Origin of the sequence: Chelativorans petroleitrophicus, from assembly GCF_025398195.1 — a bacterium.
In the GTDB taxonomy this organism is placed as follows: domain Bacteria; phylum Pseudomonadota; class Alphaproteobacteria; order Rhizobiales; family Rhizobiaceae; genus Chelativorans; species Chelativorans petroleitrophicus.
This window is the reverse complement of record NZ_JAODNV010000009.1, coordinates 86304-107828: the sequence shown is the minus strand read 5'-3', so window position 1 is coordinate 107828 and position 21525 is coordinate 86304. Positions and strand designations below refer to the sequence as shown.

22 protein-coding genes are annotated in these 21525 nt (G+C 63.0%); 7 read left to right on the top strand and 15 right to left on the bottom strand.

From position 1 onward, the window contains the following. Positions 1-5 precede the first annotated feature (5 nt). Together NYR54_RS09110 and NYR54_RS09105 are read right to left on the bottom strand one after the other, a co-directional pair. Positions 6-149 (bottom strand): hypothetical protein, encoded by a 144-nt coding sequence (locus NYR54_RS09110; protein ID WP_261515321.1) that lies wholly within the window; start codon positions 147-149, stop codon positions 6-8. 3 nt (positions 150-152) lie between these two features. Further along, complete coding sequence (locus NYR54_RS09105; RefSeq protein ID WP_261515320.1) at positions 153-584, bottom strand: VOC family protein; 432 nt, start codon at positions 582-584, stop codon at positions 153-155. A 201-nt stretch (positions 585-785) separates the two neighbouring features. On the opposite strand from NYR54_RS09105, the gene NYR54_RS09100 reads away from it, so the two are divergent. Together NYR54_RS09100 and NYR54_RS09095 are read left to right on the top strand one after the other, a co-directional pair. Continuing rightward, the gene (locus NYR54_RS09100; RefSeq protein ID WP_261515319.1) at positions 786-1601 is read left to right on the top strand and encodes an IclR family transcriptional regulator; all 816 of its coding nucleotides are present in this window, start codon (positions 786-788) and stop codon (positions 1599-1601) included. After that, positions 1598-2794, top strand: coding sequence for a mandelate racemase/muconate lactonizing enzyme family protein (locus tag NYR54_RS09095; protein ID WP_261515318.1), 1197 nt, complete (start codon positions 1598-1600; stop codon positions 2792-2794). Before NYR54_RS09100 ends, NYR54_RS09095 begins: the two co-directional genes overlap by 4 nt. Before the next feature lie 68 nt (positions 2795-2862). On the opposite strand, the gene NYR54_RS09090 is transcribed toward NYR54_RS09095, so the two are convergent. From NYR54_RS09090 to NYR54_RS09055, 8 genes are all read right to left on the bottom strand, one after another. Continuing rightward, complete coding sequence (locus tag NYR54_RS09090) at positions 2863-3066, bottom strand: beta-barrel domain-containing protein (RefSeq protein ID WP_261515317.1); 204 nt, start codon at positions 3064-3066, stop codon at positions 2863-2865. Positions 3067-3314: 248 nt separating this feature from the next. Further along, positions 3315-4196 (bottom strand): dihydrodipicolinate synthase family protein, encoded by an 882-nt coding sequence (locus NYR54_RS09085; protein ID WP_261515316.1) that lies wholly within the window; start codon positions 4194-4196, stop codon positions 3315-3317. 16 nt (positions 4197-4212) lie between these two features. Continuing rightward, a complete protein-coding gene (locus NYR54_RS09080; protein WP_261515315.1) occupies positions 4213-5712 on the bottom strand; it encodes a tripartite tricarboxylate transporter permease in 1500 nt (499 codons plus the stop codon). After that, positions 5709-6242, bottom strand: coding sequence for a tripartite tricarboxylate transporter TctB family protein (locus NYR54_RS09075; protein WP_261515314.1), 534 nt, complete (start codon positions 6240-6242; stop codon positions 5709-5711). The genes NYR54_RS09080 and NYR54_RS09075 overlap by 4 nt, the downstream gene beginning before the upstream one ends. 3 nt (positions 6243-6245) lie before the next feature. After that, positions 6246-7193: a tripartite tricarboxylate transporter substrate binding protein gene (locus tag NYR54_RS09070; protein ID WP_261515313.1), complete on the bottom strand. Its 948-nt coding sequence runs from the start codon at positions 7191-7193 to the stop codon at positions 6246-6248. Positions 7194-7242: 49 nt separating this feature from the next. Next, positions 7243-7938 carry a GntR family transcriptional regulator gene (locus NYR54_RS09065; protein WP_261515312.1) on the bottom strand — a complete coding sequence of 232 codons (696 nt, stop codon included), beginning with the start codon at positions 7936-7938 and terminating at the stop codon, positions 7243-7245. Between the two features lie 150 nt (positions 7939-8088). Next, positions 8089-8298: a hypothetical protein gene (locus NYR54_RS09060; protein ID WP_261515311.1), complete on the bottom strand. Its 210-nt coding sequence runs from the start codon at positions 8296-8298 to the stop codon at positions 8089-8091. After that, positions 8295-9254: a helix-turn-helix domain-containing protein gene (locus NYR54_RS09055; protein ID WP_261515310.1), complete on the bottom strand. Its 960-nt coding sequence runs from the start codon at positions 9252-9254 to the stop codon at positions 8295-8297. Before NYR54_RS09055 ends, NYR54_RS09060 begins: the two co-directional genes overlap by 4 nt. Before the next feature lie 141 nt (positions 9255-9395). Here NYR54_RS09055 and NYR54_RS09050 point away from each other — a divergent pair, with 141 nt between their 5' ends. From NYR54_RS09050 to melA, 5 genes are all read left to right on the top strand, one after another. Next, the gene (locus NYR54_RS09050; RefSeq protein ID WP_261515309.1) at positions 9396-11480 is read left to right on the top strand and encodes an ABC transporter substrate-binding protein; all 2085 of its coding nucleotides are present in this window, start codon (positions 9396-9398) and stop codon (positions 11478-11480) included. Between the two features lie 59 nt (positions 11481-11539). Next, positions 11540-12553, top strand: coding sequence for an ABC transporter permease (locus NYR54_RS09045; protein WP_261515308.1), 1014 nt, complete (start codon positions 11540-11542; stop codon positions 12551-12553). 86 nt (positions 12554-12639) lie between these two features. Then, a complete protein-coding gene (locus NYR54_RS09040; RefSeq protein WP_261515429.1) occupies positions 12640-13734 on the top strand; it encodes an ABC transporter permease in 1095 nt (364 codons plus the stop codon). 11 nt (positions 13735-13745) lie between these two features. Then, positions 13746-15410: an ABC transporter ATP-binding protein gene (locus NYR54_RS09035; RefSeq protein ID WP_341484290.1), complete on the top strand. Its 1665-nt coding sequence runs from the start codon at positions 13746-13748 to the stop codon at positions 15408-15410. An 11-nt stretch (positions 15411-15421) separates the two neighbouring features. Beyond that, positions 15422-16792: an alpha-glucosidase/alpha-galactosidase gene (gene melA / locus NYR54_RS09030; RefSeq protein ID WP_261515307.1), complete on the top strand. Its 1371-nt coding sequence runs from the start codon at positions 15422-15424 to the stop codon at positions 16790-16792. A 158-nt stretch (positions 16793-16950) separates the two neighbouring features. Here melA and NYR54_RS09025 read toward each other — a convergent pair whose 3' ends face one another. From NYR54_RS09025 to NYR54_RS09005, 5 genes are read right to left on the bottom strand one after another with little or no spacing between them, the layout of a single operon-like run. Continuing rightward, positions 16951-17931, bottom strand: a complete 981-nt coding sequence (locus tag NYR54_RS09025; RefSeq protein WP_261515306.1) for an acetamidase/formamidase family protein — start codon at positions 17929-17931, stop codon at positions 16951-16953. Further along, the gene (locus tag NYR54_RS09020) at positions 17928-18764 is read right to left on the bottom strand and encodes an ABC transporter ATP-binding protein (protein WP_261515305.1); all 837 of its coding nucleotides are present in this window, start codon (positions 18762-18764) and stop codon (positions 17928-17930) included. Before NYR54_RS09020 ends, NYR54_RS09025 begins: the two co-directional genes overlap by 4 nt. Further along, positions 18761-19576 (bottom strand): ABC transporter ATP-binding protein, encoded by an 816-nt coding sequence (locus NYR54_RS09015; RefSeq protein WP_261515304.1) that lies wholly within the window; start codon positions 19574-19576, stop codon positions 18761-18763. The genes NYR54_RS09020 and NYR54_RS09015 overlap by 4 nt, the downstream gene beginning before the upstream one ends. Continuing rightward, the gene (locus NYR54_RS09010) at positions 19576-20502 is read right to left on the bottom strand and encodes an ABC transporter permease (protein WP_261515303.1); all 927 of its coding nucleotides are present in this window, start codon (positions 20500-20502) and stop codon (positions 19576-19578) included. The genes NYR54_RS09015 and NYR54_RS09010 overlap by 1 nt, the downstream gene beginning before the upstream one ends. Beyond that, positions 20499-21467: an ABC transporter permease gene (locus NYR54_RS09005; RefSeq protein WP_261515301.1), complete on the bottom strand. Its 969-nt coding sequence runs from the start codon at positions 21465-21467 to the stop codon at positions 20499-20501. The genes NYR54_RS09010 and NYR54_RS09005 overlap by 4 nt, the downstream gene beginning before the upstream one ends. Positions 21468-21525: the final 58 nt, after the last annotated feature.

Sequence of the window (21525 nt, the reverse complement as noted above, 5' to 3'; positions counted from 1 at the left end):
GCGGGTCAGCCCAGCGCTTTCTCAAGCGCCTGCGATAACTCCGGGGCAGGCTCCTGCGGATTCGTTGAATGGTTGTGATCGGCAAGCGTCCTCTCCCTCAGCTCACCGCTGCCGAAATCGATCGCCATCAGATAGGCGATGCGCGCCATGGTCTACGCGCTCCTCAGCCGCTCGATGGCCTTTGCCTGCATGCTGTCTGGCGCCATCTGCATGAGCTCAATGCGATGGCCGTCGGGATCTTCGATCCAGGCTTGCCAATTGCCGTCCGCGCCCATGGTTTTCGGCCGGATCAGCGGTACGCCGGCTTCTTCAAGCTCACGCACTGTCTGGTCAATGTCGGGCACCGCGAGGCACATGTGGTTATAACCTACCGCCTCGCGCTCGGCAGCACGCTCGCCCTCGCCTTCCGGAAACACCTCGAGATACTGGTCGTCCGTGATGCGCAGATAGACCAGCCAGAGCTTTCCGTCCCGGTCGAGCCGCATCATTTCGGAGAAGCCGAGCTTTTTGGTGTAGAAGTCGAGCGTGCGCTCGATTTCCTTCACGCGGATGGCGACATGGGTGATCGAGGAGACCGTCAGCATGGGCCAAAAGCTCCAGCGCGGCCTGTGCCGCCGGCTGCGACCATGGTACGCATCAGGCCGCTGCGTAAACGGCGCCGCCCGCCGTCGGCTTCCAGGCAAAGCATCCACGACCTCCGCGCCAATCTATTCAAATATGAACTTTGACAGTTCAATTTCGTATGGTAATGGCGAACCAACGAAAGTCAACACGGGTATGACCGCATGGGCGAAACGACCAATGAGGCTCCCGCGAAGCACACAATTCCCGTCATCGACAGGATGATGGACGTGCTTGGCGAGCTGGAGCACAGCAACGGAACGGGCCTCACCATCCGCGAGCTCACGAGTCGCCTGCGCCTGCCCCGCACCACGGTTTATCGCATCCTGAACACGTTGCAGCGGCACGAGATCGTCCGGCGCGATGACGCGGGCACCTATACTCTCGGACGGCGGCTGCTGACGCTCGCCGCCCAGGTGGCCTCGCGGGCAAGCGAGATCGATGTGGGTGCCATCGCCCAGCCATTTCTGGACAAGCTTGCGACCGAGCTCGGCGAGAGCGTGAAACTCAGCGTCATCGACGAAGACGGCATACTGGTGCTGGCCACCTCCCAGGGCCGGCGGGAATATGCGCTAACCGTTGCCCCTGGCCAGCGCATGCCCATCCACGCCGGCGCGGCGAGCAAACTCCTTCTGGCGCATCTGCCGCCCGAGGCGATCGATTACTGGCTCTCGACGCCGCTCACCGTCTATACGAACAGGACCATCACGGACCCGAAGCGCCTGCGCAGCGAGCTTGCGCGCATCAGGCGCCAGGGCTGGGCTCAGGACAAGGGCGAGAACGCGCCGAGCATCCAGGCCTTCGCCGCTCCCGTTTACGACCGGAGGGGCAAGGTGGTGGCGGCACTCAGCATTCCTTTTCTGGCGGGCACGGAGCCAAGCCGGATGGAGGAACTGCGCATGGCAGCGATTGAGACAGCGCGCGCGATCAGCGAGGCGATGCCCGCCTCCAATCGGGAGCCGAGGGAGGCGTTGGGATGAAGATCATCGACTTGAAATGCGCCGTGATCGGCAAGAGCCCAGTGGTGCGGATCGTTACCGACGAGGGCATTTCCGGCTACGCCCAAGCCGAAACCTGGAAGCCTTATCTGAAATCCCACATCCTGAGTTTCCGCGAGGCGCTTATCGGCGAGGACCCGACGCTTGTCGAGCGAGTGATGCTGAAGATAAGACAGCGCGGCGGCTTCAAGCCGTGGGGTTCGGCGGTGAGCGTCATCGAAATGGCCCTTTGGGATATCGCCGGCAAGGCCGCGAATCTGCCGGTGCACAGGCTTCTGGGCGGCAAGGTGCGCGATAAGGTGCGCGTCTACAACGGCGCGATCCGCTTTCCGCTCAACGGACACCGGCCCGAGGACTATGCCGAAGACATGCGCCGCATGATGGCCCTTCCGGAGGGCTTCACCATCATCAAGCAGCCGATCGGCTTTCACTCGTCCATGAAGCGCGAGGTGCCGTACTTCTATTACGGTGAACCGGAAAGGAGCCCGTTTCATGGGGCGCTCGATCGCGGCCCGGTCACCGAGCGCGGACTGAAGCATCTCGTGGAGTGTGTCGCTGCCATGAAGAAGGTGGCGGGCGACAAGGTGGGGCTTGCGCTCGACTGCGGCCCGGGTTGGATGCTCGCCGATGCGATCAAGCTCGCCCGGCTGCTCGAGCCCTACAATCTGCTCTGGATCGAGGATCTCCTGTCAGGCGACTACACGCCTTGGGTCAATGCCGGGGTTTATCGCGAGCTCACACGCCTCTCGCCGACGCCGATCCACACCGGCGAGCAGATCTATCTGAGGCAGAATTTCAAGGAACTGATCGAGACGCACGCCGTCCATGTGATCGGTCCGGATCCTGCCGATGTGGGCGGGATCGCGGAGCTCAAATGGATTGCCGAATATGCGGATCTGCACGGCATCACCATTGCCCCGCACGGGACGGCCAACGGTCTGCTCGGGCTTGCCGCGCTCGTCCAGGTCTCGGCCACCTTACCCCACAATTTTATTGCCTTCGAATACACGACGGCTGATCCCGCCTGGTGGAGCGACATCGTGGACGGCCTGCCTGACCCGATCGTGAAGGACGGGTTCATCGATGTGCCCGACCGCCCGGGCATGGGCGTCGACCTCATCCCCGAGGAGGCGAAACGCTATCTTGCACCCGAGGACGCGGATTTCTTCGCCTGACGCTCAGGGATCGAGAGTCCGCGCTTTCGCGTGATTCCGTAAGGCGTGATCCTGCCGCCCCCTGCGCCTCATCTCTCCCTGAATGCTCTGTTGAGCTGGTTGATCAGAGGCTTCACGAGGTTGGAAGGCGCGATGCGCTCCTCCGTCATGACATAAGCCTCGACCGGTATTCCCGGAACGAGCGCGTCTTCTCCTATCCTGAGGAATTCTTCCGGCGGGATTGACACCTTACCCGTATAGTGGGCCTCGCCGGTGGCCGGATCGCGGACCAAAATTCTCCTGATCGTAGATGATCGTGTTGAACCCGGCGCCGACATTGATGGTCGCCATCACCACCGTTCATCGTACTGTCGGCCATACTGGCAGTTGAGCACGTCGTTGCCCAGAATGGTGAAGTTGGACATCAGTTCCGAGTTCTCGCTCGCCAGTATGTCGAAGCGGACGCCATTGATCCAATCTTCACCGGATCGCCGGCGCGGCGGTGCTCGCCCGGCAGGTGGTTTCTAGAGACAGCGCAATATCAGGCGCGTTTGACGGGCCCGTATTTGCGGTTGAGCTCCGCAAGCAGCGCCATTGTCGCGGCATCCGGCATGCCGACGGCCATGCGGGCGTGCCCCGCCGGAATGCCTTGCAGCCGCAGGCCGGTTTTCAGGCGTTCGATGTCGCCTAACAGGCCATCGACAGTCGCGTTGATGTGGGACTGCAGTTCGGAGCGATCCTCAATTCCAGCGGCGACCGCCTCCGCCATTGCGACGAAGGGCTCCGGATAGACCGAAGCAATGCCCGAGATGACACCGTCTGCGCCAAACTCGTGAAGGCGGCCGATCTCGCGGTCCGAGCCGGTGAGCACCTGAAAGCCATCAGGCAGCAGCCTGCGATACGCGCCTATGGTCTCGATACTTTCGCCGGAGATCTTGACGCCGATGATGTTGGGCAACCTGGCGATCCGTGCCATCAGCTCGGGTGAAACCGGAACGCCGGTGCGTTCCCTGAAGATATAGACGTAGACGCCCATGCCGTCAGTCATGTCGGAGATCCGGCTATAGAAGTGCAGCACGGCCTCATCCGTCGACGGCAGGTAGTAAGGTGTGATCGCCGCGACATATCGCGCGCCAAGCGCCCGTGCCTGCCGGATAAGCCGCCCGACCTGGTAGAGGCTCGCGGCACCCACATGAACGACGACCTGCTTGTGCCTCAGAATGTCGAGACTGAGGCGCACAAGCGTACCGCGCTCCTCTTCGCTTAAGGCCGGAAACTCGCCGGTGGTGCCGAGAATGAACGCGCCATCGACGCCGGAGGCCACGCATTTCTCCAGGATCGACCGGTTGCCCTCGATGGAGATTTCGCCGTCGTCCTGAAACGCGACCGGCAAAGCGGCCAAAATGATTGGTTTCTTGGCCATAATCCTGCTTTCGAAACTAGTTTGACTGGACCGTTGCCGCCTTTTGCCGGCGGCGCGCGAGAATTGGAGTGGCGATGGCCGTCACGACCGCGATGACCGCGAAGGCGAGCAGGACCGCCGAGATGGGCTTGTTGATGAGCCCGGCGGGACCGTCGATCAGCAGCGTCCGGCGCAGATTGGCCTCTGCAAGCGGACCGAGGATCAGCCCGAGGACGATCGGACCGGCCGGGATCGAGCACCGTTTCAGGATCACGCCGATCACGCCGAAGACAAGCATCACGGTGACGGTGAAAAGGTTGTTGGTGGTGGCGTAGGTGCCGATGATGCAGAAGACCAGAATGGTCGCCCAGATATAGTGCTTAGGCATGTCGAGCAGCTTCACCATCATCGGCATGCGCACGAGATTGATGCCCAGCGTGACCAGCGTTGCCAGCACCATGATTGTGGTGATCGTCACGACCAGCGCAGGGCGGTTCACGAAGAGGCTCGGTCCGGGCTGAATGCCCCAGATGATCATCGAGCCTATCATGACCGCCATGACCGAGTCGCCCGGAATGCCCAGAGCCATCGTCGTGGTCAGGGAACCCCCAAGGGTCGCACTTGACGCGGTGTCGGACGCAGCCACGCCTTCTATATTGCCCTTGCCGAAGGTTTCCCTGGTCTTTGATGCCGACTTGGCGCGGTCCCAACCGAGCAGGCCGGCGATATCGCCGCCCGCGCCAGGGATGACGCCGACGATAAGACCGACGATCCCGGAGATGACGGTCGGCTTGGCAATGCGCTTGTATTCGGACCTGGTCGGCCACCAGCGGCCGAGCGCGGAAATGGGCTGAACCTTGTGGTCGCGGTGGGTCAGGAGCTGGTCGAACAGCTCAGCAATGCCGAACAGACCGATGATGACCGCTATGAAATCGAGGCCGCTGTTGAGTTCGCGGATGCCGAAGGTGAAACGCGCATCGCCCGTGATCGGGTCGCGGCCAACGGTTGCGATGAAGAGGCCGATGACGCCGGCCAGCAGGCCCTTGGTGAGAGAGGACGACGAGATGGAAATCATGATCGTCATGGCGAGGATTACCACGGCGAACATCTCGCTGGGGCCGAATTTCAGCGCTAGCTGCGCCAGCGGCACGGAGGCGCTTGCGAAGAGCACCATCGAGGCGAGAATGCCCACCGCCGAGACAAGGGCGGAAACGATCAGGGCGAGGCCCGCCTCGCCGTTCTTCGCCATCGGATAGCCATCGAAGGTGGTGGCGATCGAGGCGGGTGTGCCGGGCGTATTGATCAGGATGGAGGGAATACGGTCACCGAAATTCGCCGCGACGTAGATGGTCAGGAGAACGGCCAGACCCTGCACCGGTTCGAGCGTCATGGTGAAGCCGGAAGCAAGCGCCACCGCCATGGTCGCCGTGATACCGGGGAACATGCCGACAAGCATGCCCACCACAAGGCCGGTGCCGAGGCACAGGAGGACGCTCGGCTCGAAGACGGCGCCAATGCCGGCGAGGAGCGCGGTCATAGCGGAACCCTCAGTAGCAGATGAAACAGGCCGTAGATGAAGATGGCGACAGCGACGGGAAAGATGACGAGGCCTTTCCAGCTGCGAAGACCGAAGACCCACAGCAGCGCGCCGGTGAAGATGATCGTCGGAACGACATAGCCAAAACGGGACCAGGCGAAGACATAGACCGCGCTGAGGGTCAGCGAAACGATCATGCGCGTCCAGCCCCGCCTTTCGATCGCGAGGAGATCTCCCCGGTGCGACGACGTGCTGAGGAAAGCCTGCAGGAGAAGCACCAGCGAAAGCGCGATGCCGCAGCATGAAAGCATTGTCGGCCACCATTTCGGGTCGATGCCGCCGCCGCCCATGCGCAGGACGATGTCGCGCGACAGCACCAAAGCAGCCACCGAAAGGACGAGCGCTACCACGGCAATGGCGATCTCGAGCGTGCGCGAGGGTTTTGCGGAGTAATCCGGCTCCGCAGCCGGTTCGCCCGGCGATACGTCAGTACCGCCGGACGTTGACGCGAGCTTCTGAGGCTCGATCATCTGCTACTGCGCCAGCATTTCGCCGTAACGGGCAGCCTCGGCGTCCACGAACGCCTTCCACTCGTCACCGGGCCTATAGACCGGCAGGATGCCGGCGGGCGTAATGGCATCGAGGAAGGTCTGTGAAGAGACGGCCTTCCTGATCGATTCTTCGAGGATCTCCTTCACATCGTCCGGAATGCCTGCCGGGCCATAGACACCGCCCCATGCACCGAAGGTAAGATCGTAGCCCTGCTCCTTGGCGGTCTTGACGCCTTCGAACATCGGATGCGGTTTGTCGGAGAAGATCGCGAGCACCTTGAGCGTGCCGTCGGCGAAGGCTGTCGCGGTCTCACCCGCACCGGCGGTCACCGCGTCGACATGGCCGCCGAGAGCGGCGGCAACAGCAGGCGCGCCGCCGTCAAACGGGACGCCGGTGAGTTTTGCACCGGTCATCTTGCTGAGGGTGAAGGTGGCTGCTGCAAAGGCGGAAGCAGCGCCCGAGTTCGAGACCGATAGTTCCTCCGTCTTCGCGGCTTCGAGGAATTCCTCGAGCGTGTTGTACGGGCTGTCGGCCCTGACGGCCAGCACCACCGGACTGTCCATCACCTGCGCGAGATAGGTGTAGTTCTCCCGGTTGAAGTCGTAGCCGATGTGCTCAGCAATCGCGAATTCGACCGGGCCGAAGCCGATCGTGTAGCCGTCGGCCGGCTGCTCGGCGACATGAGCGAAGGCAACGGTGCCGGTGGCGCCCGGACGGTTTTCGACGATGACGTTGACTCCGAGGTCCTTCTCGAGCTCGGCGGCAATAGCGCGCGAGGTGCGGTCTGATGCGCCGCCCGCCGCGGCCTGCACGACAAAGGTGATGTCCTTCGAGGGGAACTTATCCTGCGCGAAAGACGGCGTTGCCAGCGCGAGGCCGAACAGGGCAGCCGCCGCGGCGGACTGCATGAAGAACTTGCTGAGTTTCATATTCTCTCTCCCTAGTGAAATTGCAGTTGTTGTTACTTCCCGATGGCGCTCACTGTTGCGCCTCCTCGCTCCGCCTCCTTTCCAGGGCATGTTCCCACACCCGGACCATCCGCGCCCGAGAGCCATCGAGGTGGTCGGTGAGTTCAGCTTCGGCGGCGTGCGGATCGCCTGCCCTGATCAGGTCGAGAAGCTTGCGGTGCTTCGCAGCGCTGGCCTTGAGGTCCTGGTCCGGCGACAGGGTAAGACGCAGCAGGGTCATCATGATCGCCTTGTAGCGCTGCCATACGTCGGCAAGACGCTTGTGCCGCGAGACAAGGCATATCTCGTTATGGAAGGCGATATCCGCCTGCGCGAAGCTGGCAGAATCGCTGGTACACGCCGCCTGCTCCATCACCGATACATGATGGCCGAGACGCTCGTAATCATCGTGGCTGCGCCGCTGCGCAATCAAGCGCACCGCCAAGCCCTCGATGGCCCCGCGCAGCGAATAGATCTCGTTGATGTCGTCCTGGTCGAGTCCTGCGACAGTCACGCCGCCCGACCCGTTCTCGACAAGACCCTCAAGCTGGAGGATGCGGATGGCATCGCGGATCGGGCCGCGGCTGACGCCGTATTTTGCGGCGAGATCGACCTCGATCAGCCTCTCGCCACGCGCCAGCTTGCCGGCCGCGATGGCTTCGCGCAATGCAGCCGCAACCTGCGACCCTAAGGCCTCGCGATGGATGATGACCGGCGGATTCCGCAAGAACCGTCCTCCCCAAGCTTCCTTGATGACTGTTAACTGTTAACAGTAAACGAGTCAACCAGCGCGCCGGGTGGCAGTGCGGACGACGGCTCGATGGGCCAGAACGACTAGGTCATCGTGCTGGCATGACGCGTTTCCTCAAGTGGAGTCTCAGATGTCGACGAATTGCCGGGGCGAGGCATCCGCCTCCAGCTTCGCAAGCATGGCGGCGATCACGGCCTGTCCCAAGAGGAAGGTACAGCCGATCGCATTGGGTTCGATCACCCCGGCTAGAGGCAGAAGGATGCTGACGGCGGACCAGAGCAGGTTTCCGCCCACGATCAGACAAGCCGCCAATCGCCTGAGAGCGCGCTCAATCAAGCTGCGCCGCTTCGGCCCGCGGCGGAACGCTCGCCACTCGTAGCGAGATTCCTCCTCATTTCCAGCGGAGTCATACCATAGGCCGAGCGGAAATGAGCGTAAAACTGACTTAGCGAGGTGAAGCCGGACTGGAAGGCCACATTGGCGATGGACAGGTTACCCTCGAAGAGCAGCGCGCGGGCGCGGATCAGCCGCATGCGGATGACGAAGCGGCGCACCGGAATCCGCATGACGCGGGTGAACAGGTTGAGCGCGTAGTTGGGATGCAGCCCGACAACCCGGGCAATGTCCTTCGAGGAAATAGGCTCGGCCAGATTGTCATGGATGTAGCGCACCATCGCCACGACATAGCGTAGCGGCCCGGCGTTCGGCGTCTCCGGCTCTGCCGTCTCGATCCAGGGATGCAGAAGCTCCTCCCAGCCCACCAGAGTGGTGCGCCTCAGCATGTTGGCGATTTCCGATTTCAGAATGTCGGCGCGTTCGGCATCACCGCTGCGGTAATCCCTGTACCAGCGCTCCAGAAGCGCATCGTCGACGGCGTCAGCGGGCAGCACGATCACCCCGCCGCCTATCATCGTCTCCGTGAGCCGGCCGAGATTGGGCATGTATAGGAAGGTGTCGAGCGGTAGGTAAATGTTGCACTGGCGTGCCGCTTCGCCCGGGCCCCTGTCGATATGGACGGTGCGATGCGGGATACCGGCCCAGAACATCGCAAGGCGCCGCGGCAGTATCCGAACGGGCCGTCCGTCGAACAGATAGTCCATTCCGCCCTGGGTCAGCCAGTTGAACTCGATATGGCCGTGCCAGTGCTCCTCCTCCATGAGCTGTGGGTTGAACCAGCGGATGCCGAAGCGGCCGAAGGCCTTGGTGCTGGCGTAGAACCTGCGGTCGGGACGCGGCAAGGGCGCTCTGGCTCGACGCAGAAGAGGCTCGGCGATGTGGATCGTCTCGGTCATGCCGCTGTCTTAAGAATCCGGAACAACTGCTTAGAAAACCGGATTGCGTGTCTGCGCGCAAGAGGTACCGTCATGGGGCGGCAATCGTGCCGGGAAAGGAAATCCCGGCAGCCCTGCGTCGAACGATGAAAGGGAGGAACGATGTACGGGAAGCTGTTTGCCCTCGGGGCAGGTCTTCTTTTTGGCACATCTGTGCTCTGTCTTGAGGTTCGGGCGTCGGAGCCGACCACGCCACCCGACCCGCCGGAATTCCCGGCTCAGAGCGAGCCGGTCTTTGTCGGCGTTTCCGACATTCTGGAATATCGCGCCCTGCCCGAATATCACGAGCCGGAATGGGTAACGGAGAAATTTGTCAAGACGGGCAAGCTGCCTCCGGTCAAGGAGCGTCTGCCCAAGGAACCGCTGGTCTACAAGGCCGCCAACATGCCCGACGGAATCGGCGTATACGGCGACGTGATGCGCCACGTGATCGGCGGCCGGCCGGAAGGCTGGAACTACATCGCCGGCCAGTCCCAGGGCTGGGGCGGAATCGACATCGGCATGATGGAATGCCTCACGCGCACTGGACCGCTTTTCATGGTCAAGGCGGAGGAACTGCAGCCTTTGCCGAATCTCGCAAAGAGCTGGGAATGGTCCGATGACGGACACCAGCTCACCATGCACCTCATCGAGGGAGCGAAGTGGTCAGACGGCGATCCCTTCGACGCCGAGGACGTGATGTTCTACTGGGAGGATCACGTGCTCGACCCGAATCTGACGCCGCTAAACGGCGCAAGTCCAGCCAATTTCGGCGGCGAGAGCACGAAGCTGGAGAAGATCGACAACTACACCATCAGGTGGACCTTCGACACACCGTTCCCCACGGAATATCTCTACCAGATGGCCTACGGCAACTTCTGCCCTGGCCCGTCCCACATCCTTAAGCCGAAGCATCCGAAATATTCGGACAACACTTATGAGGAATACAAGAACGCTTTTCCGCCGGAATTCATGAACTGGCCGGTCATGGGCGCCTGGGTGCCGGTTGAATACCGGCCTGACGACATCATCGTCCTGCGACGGAACCCCTATTACTGGAAGGTCGACGAGGAAGGGAACCAGCTCCCCTATCTCGATGAGGTGCACTACAGGCTGTCTACATGGGCTGACCGCGACGTGCAGGCGGTGGCGGGTTCCGGCGACTTCTCCAACCTCGAGCAGCCGGAAAGCTATGTCGAGGCGCTGCGCCGCGGGTCGGATGAGAGCGCTCCGGCGCGCCTGCAGTTCGGGCCGCGCACCATCGGCTACACGTTGCAGATGAACTTGTCGGGCAACGGCTGGGGCGATCCGGACGAACGCGCCCAGGCGGTGCGCGAATTGAACCGTAATCTCGACTTCCGCAAGGCGGTCACCATGGCGATCGACCGGCAGCGGCTGGGTGAATCGCTCGTTCGCGGGCCTTTCACCGCCATCTATCCGGGCGGGCTCTATGCGGGCACCACCTATTACGACAAGGAGTCGACCGTCTATTACCCCTACGACATCGAAGCGGCCAACGCCCTTCTGGACGGGCTGGGGCTTAAGGATACGGACGGTAACGGCGTTCGCAACTTCCCTGAAGGCACCGCCGGCGGACGCGACATCGAGATCACGCTGCTCGCCAACACCGACTACAACACCGACCGCAACCTCGCCGAAGGCGTGGTCAACATGATGCAGGAGCTGGGCCTGCGCGTGATCCTCAACCTGCAGCAGGGCACGGCGCGGGACGACCTCTACCAGTCGGGCCGCTTCGATTGGCAGGTCTTCCGCCAGACTGCGGAAATGGTGACCGTGGTGCAGAACACCGCCATGCTGGCGCCTACGGGGCCACAGGTGCACCAGTTCCACCGCGCCGGCAGCGACGGCACGCTCGACCTCCTACCCTTCGAGCAGGAACTGGTGGACATCGTCAACGCCTTCGTGCGCACGCAGGATCTGAACGAGCGCGCAGAGCTCATGAAGCGCTACCAGAAGGTCTACACCGAGAATGTCTACTCGGTGGGGCTGACCCAGTATCCGGGCGCGCTGATCATCAACAAGCGCTTCGCCAATATTCCGGCCGGTGCGCCGATCTACATGTACAACTGGGCGGAGGACAACATCATCCGCGAGCGGGTGTACGTGCCCAAGGACAAGCAGCAGGATTATGAGCTGTATCCGCAATCCCTGCCGGGCGAGCCCGGCGGAGACGGCCCCATCACCTAGCGGCCATGGTGCCGGTCAGGGGACTTCCCCTGACCGTCCGAAATGAGCGGGCGTGCGTCATGTTGAGATTTCTTGCCGTGCGAATCCTGGGGGCGATCCCGATCCTGTTCGCCCTGAGCATCGTCACTTTCGCCATCATCGAAGCGAAGCCCGGCGACTATTCAGACTACATCCGCTCCATGCTGATCAACCAGGGCGGCGCCTCGATCGAGCAGGCCGAGGCGCAGGCCCGCGCCTATCGCGAGGCGCACGGGCTCGATGATCCTCTTGTCGTGCGTTACATACGCTGGGTCACCGGCATCGTCACGCGCTTCGATTTCGGGCACAGCTTCTACTACAACAGGCCCGTGGGCGACGTCGTCGCCAGCCGCCTGCCGGCGACTATTGCGCTGGCGCTCACATGCCATCTTTTGGCATCGCTGTTCGGCATATCGCTCGGCATCATTGCCGCCACCCGTCAATACAGTTGGGCGGATACCCTGCTCAGCTTCATCTCATTCCTCGGGCTGACGATCCCGCGGTTCCTGCTTGCGATCATCATCCTCTATATCCTCGTCTTCCGGCTCAACGTTTCCGAAGTGGGCATGTTCTTCTCGGCCCGTTATGGCGGAGCGCCCTGGAGCTGGGACAAGTTCGTCAATCTGGTGCAGCACGTCTGGCCGGTGATCTTCATCGCCACCTTCGGCGGGCTCGCCTACAACATGCGCGTCATGCGCGGAAATCTGCTCGACGTGCTCAATGCGCAGTATATCGAGACGGCGCGCGCCAAGGGCCTGTCGGAGAGCGCCGTGGTGTTGCGGCATGCCGTGCCTAACGCGCTTCATCCGCTGGTCGCCTATCAGGGTGTGGTGCTGCCCTACATGCTCACCGGCGAGATCGAGGTGGCGGTTGTCTTCGGGCTGGCGACCGTGGGACCCGCCATTGTTGGCTCCATGGCGGTCGGCGACGTATGGGTGACTGCCACCTTCATGCTGGTCCTTGCCGCGACCCTGATCGTGGGCAACATCATCGCCGACCTGCTTCTTGCCGCGCTTGATCCGCGCGTGCGCCTCGGCGGGGAGAAGTCCGCATGACAGACCTCGATCTTCGCCGTCTCGAGCCGCAGCCATCTCCTTCCGGCGAGCCTATCGTAGCGCCGTCGGCGACGGAGCCGGACGATATGGTCCTTGCGCGCCTCCCGGACAGGAACGAGAGCTACTACACGCTGGTATGGCGGCGTTTCAGGCGCTCCGTCAGCGGCATGACGGGGCTGGTGCTGGTGACGCTTCTCATCGTCATGGCCGTTTTCGCGGACTTCTTCGCTCCGATGCACCCGCGGGCGACGGATACGCCCTTCGCGCCACCCGATATGATCTCTTTCACCGCGCCCGACGGCAGCTTCAGCCTGATCCCTCACGTCTATCCGATCGGCGAGACGGGCGAGTTCGACCCCGTCACCTTTCAGCCGCTCACCGGCCCAATACTCGATGATCCGACGCCTGTGGGCTTCTTCGTCAAAGGCTACGAGTACCGTCTCTTCGGGATCATCCCTACGAACCGACACTTCTTCGGTTCCACCGACGGGCGGCCGATCCACCTGCTCGGCACGGACAAGTTCGGCCGCGACATCCTCTCGCGAGGCATCTACGGTTCGCGCATTTCGCTTCTCATCGCCTTCGCCGTGGTGACGATCACCACGACGGTCGGCACCCTGATAGGCATAACCTCGGGCTATCTGGGGGGCACGGTCGACAATGTGGTCCAGCGTTTCGTGGACTTCGTGCTCGCCTTCCCGCAGCTTCCGCTTTATCTCGCGCTCACCTCGCTGGTGCCGCTGACGGCGCCTTCGAACGTGTTCATCGCCTTCGTCATCGCTGTACTCGCGGCTCTCGGCTGGGCGCAGCTTTCGCGCGAGGTGCGCTCGAAGACCCTGGCGCTCGCCCGGATAGACTATGTGCGCGCGGCCATAGCCGTGGGGTCCAGCGACCTGCGCATCATCACCCGGCACATCCTGCCCAACGTGCTCTCGCACATCATCGTGGCGGTGACCCTCGCCATACCGACGGTAGTGCTGCTCGAAAGCTTTCTCGGCTTCCTCGGGTTCGCCGTGAAGCCGCCGCTGATCTCCTGGGGGCTGATGCTGCAGGACACCAACACCTTCTCGGTGATCGGCTCCTATCCTTGGATTCTTTCACCGGTGGTGTTCGTGCTGATCACCGTCTTCGCCTTCAACGCGCTGGGCGACGGCCTGCGCGATGCGGTCGATCCGTACTGAAAGGGCCGGGAATGCCTGAACGCAACCCCTTCGCCCCACCGGAACGGCACGATCTCGGCAAGCACGGTCGGGAGCTGATCCTTGACGCACGGAACATCGCTGTCGACTTCAAGGTCGAGGGCGGTGTGGTCAACGCCGTGCGCGACGTTTCCTTCCAGCTCCACAAGGGAGAAACCATCGCGCTCGTGGGCGAAAGCGGCTCGGGCAAGTCCGTGACAGCGCGCACGGTCATGCGGCTTCTGTCCCGGCGCGCTACCATCAAGCCCGGTACGAAGATCACGCTGTCGGGAATGGATATCACCTCCCTGAGCGAGAGGGAGATGCGCCGGCTGCGCGGCAAGAAGGTCTCCATGATTTTCCAGGAGCCGATGTCCTCGCTCAATCCGGTCTACACCATCGGGCGACAGATCTGCGAAATCCTGCATCTGCACAACCGCATCTCGCACCGCGAGGCCCTGGAAAGGGCCAGGCAACTGCTGGAGGAGGTGCAGATCTCCCAGCCCGCCGAGCGGCTCAGGCAGTATCCGCATCAGCTTTCCGGCGGCCAGCGCCAGCGAGTTATGATCGCGATGGCGCTGGCCAACCGGCCGGACATCCTGATTGCCGACGAGCCGACCACCGCGCTCGACGTGACGGTGCAGGCGCAAATCCTGCATCTCATCAAGGATCTCAAGGACAAGTACGGGATGGCGGTGATCCTGATCACCCACGATCTCACCATCGTCCGCCAGTTCTCTGAATACGTCTACGTGATGCAGGACGGCGTGGTGCGAGAGCACAACGAGACAGAGGCGATCTTCTCGAATCCCCAACATCCCTACACGCAGCGCCTGCTGGCCGCGGAGCCGAGAGGATCCGCCAGGCCCTTGTCCGAAAACAGCCCCATCGTGCTTCAGGGACGGAACGTGAATGTCACGTTCAAGCTCCGCCGTGGCGGCATGCTTCGGCCCGATTATTTCGATCTCGTGGCGGTCAACAATCTCAGTCTTGATTTGAGGCGCCACGAAACCCTGGGCCTTGTCGGCGAGAGTGGCTCAGGCAAGACCACTTTCGGGCAGGCGCTCATCCGGCTCATCGAGAATCAAGGCGGCGAAATCTATTTCGACGGCCAGCCCATCCATGCCTTAAACCGCAAAGGCATGCGCCCTCTGCGCTCGCGCATGCAGGTGGTTTTCCAGGACCCGTTTGCCTCCCTCAATCCGCGTATGTCCGTGCGCCAGATCATCGAGGAGGGTCTGATCGTCAATGGTATCGGCGCTAGCCGGCGCGAGCGGCTTGACCGTGTACGGCAGGCTCTCAGGGACGCGGGCTTGCCGGACAACATCCTCAACCGCTTTCCGCACGAATTCTCCGGCGGACAGCGCCAGCGGATTGCGATTGCCCGTGCGATCGCGCTGGAACCGGAATTCATCCTGCTCGATGAGCCGACCTCGGCGCTCGACCTCTCCATACAGGCGCAGATCATCAGGCTTCTGCGCAAGCTGCAGGACGAGAAGGGCCTTAGCTACCTCTTCATCTCGCACGACCTGAAGGTCGTGCGGGCGCTCTGTCACCGCGTCATGGTCATGCAGTTCGGCAGGATCGTCGAACAAGGGCCGGTGGACGAGGTGCTTTCCAACCCCCGCACAGACTATACCGCGCGGCTGGTTCGAGCCGCATTTGAAATAGCCGCCTAGGAGCAGGAAGCATGGCAAAACCCAAAATCGCCTTTGTCGGTGCAGGCTCGACCGTTTTCATGAAAAACATAATCGGCGACGTGCTGCAGCGCCCGGCGCTCCAGGGAGCAACCATCGCGCTGATGGACATCAACCCGCAACGGCTCGAGGAGAGCGCCATTGTCGTAAACAAACTGGTCTCGACCCTCGGCGTGCCGGCAAAGGTCGAAACCCATACGGATAGGCGCGCGGCGCTCGACGACGCGGATTTCGTCATCGTCGCTTTCCAGATCGGCGGCTACGAGCCGTCAACGGTGATCGATTTCGACGTGCCGAAGAAATACGGCCTGCGGCAGACCATTGCCGATACGCTGGGCGTGGGCGGCATCATGCGCGGCCTTAGAACGGTGCCGCATCTGTGGGCGCTGTGCGAGGACATGCTGGAGGTGTGCCCCGAGGCGATCCTGCTGCAATATGTCAACCCGATGGCCATCAACACCTGGGCCATCGCGGCGAAATACCCGCAAATCCGCCAGGTGGGCCTGTGCCACTCCGTGCAAGGAACAGCTTCGGAGCTGGCGCGCGATCTCGATATTCCGATAGAGGAAATCCGCTATCTCGCGGCCGGCATCAACCACATGGCCTTTTATCTGCGTTTCGAGCATCGCCAGCCGGACGGGACCTACAGGGATCTTTATCCCGACCTTCTGAAAGGCTACCGCGAGGGCCGGTTCCCAAAGCCCAACCGCTCGAACCCGCGCTGCCCTAACAAGGTGCGCTATGAGATGCTGACGCGGCTTGGCTATTTCGTCACCGAGAGCTCGGAACACTTTTCCGAATATGTGCCGTGGTTCATCAAGCGGGACCGGCCGGACCTGATCGAGAAGTTCGGCATTCCGCTCGATGAATATCCCAAGCGCTGCGTCGAGCAGATCGAGCGCTGGCGGAACCAGGCCGAACAGTACCGCAAGGCCGAGCGGATCGAGGTGAAGGCCAGCCACGAATATGCCTCCTCCATCCTGAACTCGGTCTGGACGGGCGAGCCTTCGGTCATCTACGGCAACGTTGCCAACAAGGGCTACATCACCTCGCTTCCGGAAGGCTGCGCGGTCGAGGTGCCCTGCCTGGTGAACGCGAACGGCATCCAGCCCACGGCCATCGGCAAGCTGCCGCCGCAGCTTTCGGCCCTGATGCGCACCAACATCAATGTGCAGGAGCTTACCGTCGCGGCGCTGATGACCGAGAACCCGGAGCACATCTATCACGCCGCGATGCTGGATCCGCACACCGGCGCGGAACTCGACCTCGACCAGATATGGAGCCTCGTCGACGACCTTCTGGCCGCGCACGGCGACATGCTGCCCGAATGGGCCCGCTGGCCCAGCAACCGGCAGGTGGCCTGAACAAGTTCGAACTTTCCTCCCGGTGCAACACTCCGCCCGGCCTCGCGCCGGGCTTTTTCTCCGGGGCGTTTCCCGGAGGCTCGAAACTGCTCGGAAAGAACGATGCGGGAACCGTCGGGTAATGGCGCGCTCTTGCTTTTTTGCCTGCGAGCCTTCCTTCAGCGCGGCAGGGCGGAGAGATCGCTATTTTCAAGCCGCACCAGAACGCTCGACCATGCGTTCGCCCCCGACGCAACCGCCTGGTTGACGATGATGCGCCCGAAGAGGTTCACGGCCTGAAGGGCGTCGCCGGGGGAGAAGCCGTGCTCCTCCTGAAGTGTTGCCATCAGGTCGAGTGCGGCCGCGCGGATATTGTCCTCAAGGCTCGTGCGCGAGCCGCAGCCGATAGAGCCGATCCCCTCACCGTCGAAGAGCCTCGGCATCTTAAGCTTCTGCGCTTTGACAAGGCGGATGCGAACAGTCACGTCCGCATCGGTTTCGAGCGCCGTGCCGGTCACCTCCCCCTCGCCCATGAGCGCGTGGACATCGCCCAGCGACAGAAGCGCGCCGGGCACATTGACGGGCAGGAGAACCGTGGCGCCCGGGCGAACATGGGGACAATCGAGATTGCCCCCGTGAGACGCGGAATAAAGAAGCGATGCTGCCGCCTCTTCACCCGGCGCCGTGCCGATGGTGCCGATCATCGGTTGCGCTTTGACCTCGACGTGCGAACCTGCGAGCGGCAGCTTGACGACGTTTTGTGAGACTTCCGCCACGACGGTCGCGGGCGCAACCGCATCGGCAAACGCGGCGCCGCCGAAGCGCTCGGCCCAGTCGCGCGCCACATGGGTAACGGCAAAGCCCAGTCGCGGCGCGAGGGCGATGTCGAGGATATCGACGGCAAGCGCGTCCCCCGGCTCGGCGCCGCGGACATAAATTGGGGCGTTCACCGGGTTGTAGCGACCGCCGATATGATTGAGCACGTCGCGGTCGTTGCGGAGCGGCGGGCTTTTGGCAGTGAGCCGATTGGAAAAGCAGTCCAGCGTTTCGATCACGACCACCGTGCCGGGATCGACCGTGAGCGCGGGCTCTGCCTGCGGATCGAACACGAACTGGTGCGCGGAGGCCGGCAGGCGCGATTCCGGAGTCTGGGCGTTCATGGCACCGGTCCATCGGCCAGAGTCTGGCCGCTTGCGGCGCGGATCAGCGCCTTTGTGTAGTCATGCGAGGGCGACCGGAAGACCTGCTTGGTCGGGCCCTCCTCCACGATCCGGCCGCGGTTCATCACATAGACACGGTCGGCGAGATGGTAGGCGGAAGGAAGGTCATGGGTCACCATCAGTGTGCTCATGCCGCGCTCGGCCCTGAGTCTTGCAAAGAGGTCAAGGATGCCGGCGCGGATTGAGGGGTCGAGCATGGAGACGGGCTCGTCGGCGATCAAAAGCTCCGGCGAGAGCACGAGAGCCGCGGCGATCGCCACGCGCTGGCGCTGGCCGCCGGAAAGCGTGTGCGGATGGCGGCGCAGGAAATGGCCTGGCGGCGTGAGCCCGACGAAGCCGAGCGCTTCCTCGATCATCTCCCTCCGCCGGGACGGGTTTTCGCCGAGCCGATGGATGAGAAGCCCCTCCATGACGATCTCCTCCACCGTCATACGGGGATTGAGCGCCTCGGTGGGGTCCTGGAAGATGAGCTGCATGCGCCGGCGCAGGTCCTTCCATTCGCGCGGACCCATGCCGGTCATGGGACGGCCGGAGAACACAATCTCGCCTGCCGTCACGGGCTGCAGGCCGAGCGCGGCGCGCACCGTGGTGGTCTTGCCCGAGCCGGAAGCGCCGATGAGGGCGACAATCTCGCCCTGCCGTACCTCGATCGAGACATCGTCAACTGCCGACACCTCATTGAGCGTGCGGCCGAAGAGGCTCTGCTCCACGAAGTTCACCCGCAGGTGGCGGAGTTCAAGGAGCGGCGGCGCGCTTGCCTGTGCACGCATCATGATCCGCCTCCCGGCGCTGCGACCTTGTCCCTGCCCGCCTCGCCGAAATCGGGAAGGGCTGCGATCAGCGTCCGCAGATGCTCATGGCCGGGCTTGGCCATCAGGCGCGCGAGCGGCCCGTATTCGACGATCTTTCCTCCGAGCATGACGGCAAGGTCTCCTTCCATGCGCCGCACGAGCGCGAGGTCATGGCTCACCAGCACGAGCGCGAGCCCGAGGCTCTTCTTCAGCGACAGGATCAGCTCGACGATCTCCGCCTGGACGATCGGATCGAGGGCGGTCGTGGGTTCGTCCGCCAACAGCAGTTTCGGCCGGCAGGCGAGCGCGAGCGCAATCACGGCCCGCTGCCGCATGCCACCAGAAAGCTGATGCGGATAGTAGTGCTCGGTTGCCGCCGGCAGGCGAACCATCTCGAGAAGCTCGCGCGCCCTGTCGCGCGCCTCCGCGGAGGGGAGCCCGTGGAAGACGAGCACCTGCCGGAGCTGATGGCCGATCGTGCGCACGGGATTGAGCGGGTTGGAGGAGGCCTGGAAGACCATGGACACGGTGCGCCAGCGCAGCGCGGCGAGCGCCTGTTCGGGACCTTCCAGCACATCGACGCCGTCAACGATCACGCGGCCGGAGACGGTGGCGTTCGGCGGGAGAAGGCCCATCAGCGCCATGAGCAGGGTGGACTTGCCGCTTCCCGATTCCCCGACGATGGCTAGCTGACCGCCGGGCTCCAGCGTAAGGCTTGCATCCTGCACGGCATGCACCTCCCGCCCGCCGGCTGCCATCCACACATTGAGCTTTTCCACCTCCACGAGCGGCATCAGGCGCCCTCCCTGGCGGATCGCAGCGAGAAGGACCTCACCCTGAGGTCCGTGGTGGAGAGCCGCGGGTTGAGCGCCTTTTCGAGGCTCTGTGCCAGCCAGTAGCAGGCGGTGATGACGATGCAGATGCAGAGGCCGGGGGGCACCACGAACCACCAAGCATCGTTGAGCATCGCATCGCGCTGGAAGGCGAAGCGGATCATCGTTCCCCAGGACAGCACGCCCGTGCCGGCAAGGCCGAAGAATTCGAGCGCTGCCTGCGTAAGGATGGCGAGCGCCACGGCGAGCGATCCCGTGGTACCGATGAGCGGGATCACCTGGGGCAGAATATGCCTGAGCAGGATATGCAGATGTCCGGCGCCGAGAGCTTGGGCCCGCTGCACGTAAAGGCGTTCGCGGCCGGACTTCACCTGCGCCCGCACCACGCGCGCCGTGGTGGACCACAGCAGGATGCCGATGACGATGATCAGATGGCCGAGGCCGGGCCCCCAGATGGCTGTGATGACCATGGCGAAGGGAAGCGCGGGCACGACGATGAAATAGTCCATGAGGCGCAGCAGCACGAGATCGAGCCAGCCACGCGAGTAGCCCGCGAGTACGCCCAAGGTGCCGCCGATGAGAACGGCAACCGCGGCTGCGGAAAGCCCTACCACCAGCGACGGCCAGGCGCCGATGACGAGCTGGATCAGAACGTCCCGGCCTGCATCGTCATGGCCGAGCCAATGGGAAGCGGAGGGCGGCGCGAAGATCTTCGTTACGTCGATTGCACCGGGATCGAGCGGAAGAAAGCGGCCCGCAAGCGCCACCAGAGCGAAGACCACGAGGATGACGATCGCGGCGATCGCCTTCGCATCGAGGCGCAGGCGCCGGGGTTCAGGCTCCGCAAGGCTGACGGCAATGCCCGAGGGTTCGATGATCCCGCTCATTCGACGATCCTCGGGTCGAGCTTCATGTTGACGATGTCGGCGGCGAGATTGATCAGGATCACCGTGACTGTGACAACGAGGAGCGCACCCTGAAGCAGCGGATAGTCGCGCTGCACGATGGCGTCATACATGGCGCGGCCGATGCCGGGCCATGAGAAGACCGTCTCCACGACAACCGAGCCGCCGATGACCGTGCCTGCCGAGAGCGCAACGAGAGTGACGATCGGGATCAGCGCATTGGGAAGCGCGTAGCCTGCAAGGATGCGGCGGACGGGAAACCCCACCGCCTTGGCGGCAAAGACATAGTCTTCGCCGAGTGTGGCGAGCACGGCCGAGCGCGTGACGAGCGTGTATTGGCCGAAGGTCGCGAGCGCCAGGGTGAGCGAAGGCAGGATCATGTGCTTGAGGCGGTCCCAAAAGACCGACCAGAAGTCCGTGGCGAAGGCGAATGGATCCGAGGCGCCGGAAACAGGCAGGATGCCGGCGAACACCAGAACCAGCAGGATGGCGATCCACTGCGTCGGCGCCGAATAGACGATGGTGGCGGTGTTGGTGATGACGTTGTCGATCGCGGTCCCGTGCTTCCAGGCAGCGAGGATGCCAGTCGCCACTCCGAAGATGACCGCGATGCCGATGCCGAGCAGCGTCATCGGCACGGTGTTGCCGAGCGCGCGCATCACCTCCTCCGTCACCGGGCGGAGCGAGGAATAGGAGACGCCGAGATTGCCCTGCGCAAGCTGCACCAGATAGTCGACATACTGGGCCCAGAGCGGTTTATCGAGCCCGAACTGCCGCATCAGTGCTTCCCTCAGCTCAACGGAGCCTCCGGGCACACGCGCCATGTTCGCGATGGCATCGCCCGGCAGAACCCGGAACAGGAAGAAATTGAGCGTCAAGGTGGCGAAAATGCCGAACAGGGCAATTCCGACCTTGTTGAGGAGATATCTGGATCTGCTTGTCATCATGAAAAATCCTCGGCGGCCGGGTTCGCCAACGGCTGTTTCTGCCGTTCGACCGCCGAGC